A 4,480-nucleotide genomic window follows, 5' to 3' on the forward strand; every position below is an offset into this window, starting at 1 on the left:
GCCCCCGCGCTGGCCACAGCTGTTAACCAGTCCCATAGCCGTGTCACACAGCGGATATGTTGTTGAGCCACTTCCTGCATTAGATCCAGCAACTGGGCCTCCAGGGTGGCGGACGCAATGCTCAACAGTTCAGGCTTTAGGTCCAGGGCGATGCGCTCGGCCAGCTCGGCAGTCTCGGGGGATAGTGCGCGCAGGTCGCGCAAACCGCGCTCATAGGTCGGTGTGACGGGTAACGGCATGGAGGTGGCGTCCTTATCCGAGTCAGTGGCCCACAGTGCGTAAAACCACAGAGGTGGGGTATGGCGTACCAGTGTAGGAGGGGTGTGGTTTCCGTGCCCACAAAAAAAGGCCCCCACGCTCGGCTTGAGTGTGTGGGCCTTTTTGACATAAGCGGCGTTATTCGCACTGGGTCGATGATAGTGAGTGCTCATAAATGATTAGCAAATAGTTGCGATATTCCACTGATAGTGGAATACTCAAATATGAGTAGACAACGTCTACATCGTAGACAAAATCGTGTGGAGTGATAACATGGCCTCGCCTGTCCTGTCTTTTCGTGTGGAATCGGAGCTGATTAACCAGCTCGATCAGCTCGCTGAAGCAACTGATCGGGATCGTCAGTACCATCTCAAACGTGCATTGGCACGTTATGTAGAGTCAGAGTCCTGGCATTTTCGAGCGGTAGCCGAAGGGATCGCTGATGCTGAGGCAGGCAATCTAATCGACTTGGATGCCGTGAAGGCTAAGTGGGTGGCTCGTGCCGAAAATCGCATTAACCAGCAAAGCGGACAGTGACCTCGAAGGTATCTACGAGCATTACGAACCGCGTCTAGGTGCTGAAAAGGCCGAGGAAGTCATTTCCCAAGTGCTGGAAGCCATAACCCGACTGGAGACCTTTCCTCAGTTAGGGAAAGCCTCGGATATCCCTGATTGCCGAGAACTGATTATTTCGAAATACCCCTATCGATCTATTTACACGCGGAAGGGGGATACCATCCTGATATATCGAATTCTCCATCAGCACGCGGAACGCCCTGAAGATTGGTGAGTTCGGAAGCAAAAAATCCTGCCTTTTGGCGGGATTTTTTGTGTCCGACTTACATACGCGGCGTTATTGGAAGTCTTCGCCCTGCTCGCGGGCCTTCGCCTTCGCACGCTTGCGCTGCCCCCACCATTCTTCAAACAGAATGACCCCAAAAACCCCCGTCAGCACCGCCAACACTAGCCAGTCCCCCCACGACCACCCAACCCCGTACCAGCCGAAGACATCAAAGTGTCCCTTCTGGAAGCCCACGTACAGGAAATACACCACCGCCATAAGGCCCGCGTTACGGCAGGCACTGCCAAACGTCATACGCATTGCGACACCTTCTTGGCCCGTCCGGGCGGGTTCCTTTCTATTCGTTATGCGCTCCCGTGTTGCTAGTAGCAACAACCGGTCTAACGATATTTTCGCGGCTAAAATCCGGCGGCAGCTCGAGCCCGCAATTTCATGACGGTTCGCGCTGAAAGTCCCCTAATGTCCTCGCCATGAAAAACCATGTGCGCCCGATGCGACTTGGTTTCCGCGTCCCAATCATCCAGATCATCGATCAGGAAGGCGTGATTGCCTAGGTACGCTGCCGCCAAGTCAGCGGCCAGGCTGCGGGCGGGTTCGCCTGCCGTTTCGAAAACCCAATCCAGAATGTCACTCATCTGCTCGGCGGGTGTCCGCGGCACAACACCTTTGGCCTGATCCTGGACGAATGCGTTGTAAAGAAGTGCGCCAGCCTCGGGATCTTCTGCAGGGTTGCCCGGGCAGAGCCTGGGCTCCCAGGGAATCTGATACATCGATTGGCCAAGTACGTCCTGCAGGACGTAATCCGACGGCTTTACCAAACGCTGCATGAGATGGCTCCTTAAAAAATCGCATGGTAGCGCATCCCGAGCAGCCAAAAGCTGCTCGGATAAACCGCCACCTCTGGTGGCGTGAACAGCCTGACAGACGCCTCCCGAGCCCACGAGGGGGGGGAGGAAAAATGGCCCCCAGGCCAAATTTTTCCGGTCTGCCCTGGTTACGCCCGTTCAGGGCGTAACCAGGGTGCGAAGCATCCGGCCGCACCGCTTGCGTGCGCGTCAGGTGAAACCGGACCAACCTGGATTCGCGATGTAGCAGTCGAGAAAGGGACAAAGGACCGCAACGAGACGTCGCGCAATTGCAGAATGCAGGTTGGTCCGGCTTTGCCGGGCGCGCACGCGGGTGAATTTTCGAGACAAGCCCGTTCAGGGCGCAGGTGAGGAAAGAGGGTGGAGGCTCGCGCAGCGAGTCGGAACCCTGAAAGCCTGACGGGGCGCTCCCCCGGAAGGTTTGGGCGTCCCGCAGGGCGGCCACGACAGACCGTAGGGATGGCGCGCTGTTGCTCTGCTTTTGTCTTGGATTATCTATGTGGCGTTCTATTGGTCGTTCTATTGCGTTGGCTATTGCTTCAGCAATAGAACGCCAATAGGAGAGGTATAAAGGTGAAAAGGTACAAAAGGGCAAAAAGCCAAGAGCATTCGCGCTACGCGCTCACCAGCTCGACCCCCTAAAGGGGGACCCCCACTCGCTGGGAAAGATCCAAAGCGGGTAATAACCCTGAGAGACAAGAGCACGAGCAATGATGGCTGACGCCAGTCTAAGGCCGCCCACTGGCGGCAATAATGATGGCTGCGCGACGCACTTGATGGCTCCCACTGGCGTGGGAGCCCCTACGATCGGCTTTTAAAAAAAGCGTCTCGCATGACTCCACGCAGTGAGGATTTTGTTCCAGGTGCGACCACCCGGCTCCCACTCCCAACAGGCGTTCCAGACTTTCGGGGATTGTTTACCACTGCGCCCCCTGCCCTCTTCGGCGTCTGGCGGTTGGTGGGTTTTAGGACAGTGACAGCGCCCGTGGTTGGGTTTTTACGCTGCCCTGCCATTGCCTTCTCGCCCTTGCGGGTCGCACCTAACCGGCTATACCGGCTGCCGTGAAGAGATCCCCTTGATCGGCAGCTATTACTTCCCGGGCCCAAAGCATCTTGATTCCAAGCGTCGGGAAGAGGTGTCGGGGGAGGCTGGAAGCTGGACAGACGGGAGTTTTCCCGACAGAATTGGCTTACCAGGTCTCGTTCCCCGCACCGAAAAGCAGAGATTCCCCGAGACCTTGGCCAGAGCGATTGCAGTCGCCGCTGGCCCGAATGAAACCCTGCCTTGGCAGGGTTTTTTCGTTTTAATGCTATGTATCTATTACCCAAAGATATTGCGTTTGCTCGCTCAGCGCAAACCCTGTGTCTTTCACAAGCTGCCGTGTGGGTCTGGCAGCTGTGCTGCCTACCAGCACGGTAGCCAACAAGGTCCACCGGACCGCGTTAGGGAATGGTCGGTTAAGTCTCATAAATAGCAGTAGACTGTAGGGCACCCTACAGACAGAACCCGACACTGCCCTACATGGCAAAATTAACCATCGGCCGCATGGCAAAACTCTACGGTTTACACCGTTCAACATTGCATGAGGCCGTGTCTAAAGGCCGCGTAACTGCTGGCCTAGACGGTAAAGGGCAAAAGGTTATCGACCTATCAGAAATGATCCGCGTTTATGGCGAACCACAGGGGATCACCCTACACCGCCCTACACTTGACCCGACACCCTCGCCCTACACTTCCCCTACACCTGAAATGGACGCCTTACACCCAGCCCTACACTCGTTGGTTGAAGAGGTTCGATTGCTGCGTGCAGAGATACAAGAGCTGCAACAATCACTTCGGCTGATCGAGCATAAACCCGAGCCTAAACCTGCATTGCCTCACAACGCGAAGCCAGGGGAAGCCCCTACTTGGGCAAATTTGCTCGACGCTCTCGATAACTAAAAGCCGTGGCCAGTTTCGCGGGCGCGAAACTTCACAGTTCCACCGCAAAGCCTCGCACGCCGAGCCCTTCGGCAAAGCGACCCACCGCCGTTAGGCTGGCCCAGGTACGAATCACCTCCCGCCTCGACCGTACTGGAATCAGCCGCGAGTGCGGCCCGCCGAGGCGTACCGAAAACGTCCACTTGGTACGGGTGGTATCACGGCCGGCGACAAACTCCCTGACCGCGCTCTGTTGCACCAGGTGCTGCAGCGCGTCTTCGTGAATCCCGTCCCCGATCACAGCAGCAACGCCGTGACGCGCGCCTGAGCGGCGTCATCCATGATCAGGTACAGGCTTTCAATCTCCCCCGGTTTAAACACCTTAAGCACCTCCAGCGCTTCGACGAAGCCTTGCGCCCGTTCGCTGGCCAGATGCACCTGCAGGGTGTCGGCGCTGCGCTCGATGGCTGTCAGGCGGCGGCTCAGACTTTCTAGAACCTCAAGGGGCATTTTTATCGCGATAAACGGATCGTATTCGTTAGCGTAACGGCCGCTCATTCGGGCACTACTCCGTACGGACCGCCCAGCGCAGCCGCGTCATACGCAAAAAAGGCCACATGTTTAACGGGTAAC

At 56.8% G+C, this 4,480-nt stretch carries 8 protein-coding genes; 3 read left to right on the plus strand and 5 right to left on the minus strand.

Features of this window, described 5'->3' with window-relative positions; translation table 11 throughout:
- Positions 1-239 (minus strand): hypothetical protein (locus VSQ83_RS26715; RefSeq protein ID WP_326427937.1); only part of this gene is annotated, 239 nt, incomplete at its 3' end.
- A gap of 292 nt (positions 240-531) precedes the next feature.
- On the opposite strand from VSQ83_RS26715, the gene VSQ83_RS26720 reads away from it, so the two are divergent.
- Together VSQ83_RS26720 and VSQ83_RS26725 are read left to right on the plus strand one after the other, a co-directional pair.
- A complete protein-coding gene (locus tag VSQ83_RS26720) occupies positions 532-795 on the plus strand; it encodes a CopG family ribbon-helix-helix protein (protein ID WP_010657468.1) in 264 nt (87 codons plus the stop codon).
- Positions 758-1,048, plus strand: coding sequence for a type II toxin-antitoxin system RelE/ParE family toxin (locus VSQ83_RS26725; protein WP_084357101.1), 291 nt, complete (start codon positions 758-760; stop codon positions 1,046-1,048). Before VSQ83_RS26720 ends, VSQ83_RS26725 begins: the two co-directional genes overlap by 38 nt.
- Positions 1,049-1,111: 63 nt before the next feature.
- Here VSQ83_RS26725 and VSQ83_RS26730 read toward each other — a convergent pair whose 3' ends face one another.
- On the minus strand, positions 1,112-1,360 hold the full coding sequence (locus VSQ83_RS26730) for a hypothetical protein (protein WP_010657470.1): 249 nt from the start codon (positions 1,358-1,360) through the stop codon (positions 1,112-1,114).
- Between the two features lie 98 nt (positions 1,361-1,458).
- Positions 1,459-1,887, minus strand: a complete 429-nt coding sequence (locus VSQ83_RS26735) for a hypothetical protein (RefSeq protein WP_010657471.1) — start codon at positions 1,885-1,887, stop codon at positions 1,459-1,461.
- Between the two features lie 1,561 nt (positions 1,888-3,448).
- On the opposite strand from VSQ83_RS26735, the gene VSQ83_RS26740 reads away from it, so the two are divergent.
- Positions 3,449-3,868, plus strand: coding sequence for a hypothetical protein (locus VSQ83_RS26740; protein WP_073510845.1), 420 nt, complete (start codon positions 3,449-3,451; stop codon positions 3,866-3,868).
- 31 nt (positions 3,869-3,899) lie between these two features.
- Here the strand turns inward: VSQ83_RS26740 and VSQ83_RS26745 are convergent, their stop codons facing one another.
- Entirely contained in the window at positions 3,900-4,148 is a 249-nt protein-coding gene (locus tag VSQ83_RS26745) for a hypothetical protein (RefSeq protein WP_010657465.1), read from the minus strand.
- Complete coding sequence (locus VSQ83_RS26750; protein ID WP_095039477.1) at positions 4,145-4,405, minus strand: hypothetical protein; 261 nt, start codon at positions 4,403-4,405, stop codon at positions 4,145-4,147. Before VSQ83_RS26750 ends, VSQ83_RS26745 begins: the two co-directional genes overlap by 4 nt.
- Positions 4,406-4,480: the final 75 nt, after the last annotated feature.

The organism is Pseudomonas sp. DSV-1 (assembly GCF_035830915.1).
Lineage (GTDB): Bacteria > Pseudomonadota > Gammaproteobacteria > Pseudomonadales > Pseudomonadaceae > Aquipseudomonas.

Bases quoted from the DNA above. Each gene is read 5' to 3' on its own strand.
- VSQ83_RS26720 (WP_010657468.1), top strand. From the start codon at position 532: ATGGCCTCGCCTGTCCTGTCTTTTCGTGTGGAATCGGAGCTGATTAAC.
- VSQ83_RS26730 (WP_010657470.1), bottom strand. From the start codon at position 1,360: ATGCGTATGACGTTTGGCAGTGCCTGCCGTAACGCGGGCCTTATGGCG.
- VSQ83_RS26735 (WP_010657471.1), bottom strand. From the start codon at position 1,887: ATGCAGCGTTTGGTAAAGCCGTCGGATTACGTCCTGCAGGACGTACTT.
- VSQ83_RS26740 (WP_073510845.1), top strand. From the start codon at position 3,449: ATGGCAAAATTAACCATCGGCCGCATGGCAAAACTCTACGGTTTACAC.
- VSQ83_RS26750 (WP_095039477.1), bottom strand. From the start codon at position 4,405: ATGAGCGGCCGTTACGCTAACGAATACGATCCGTTTATCGCGATAAAA.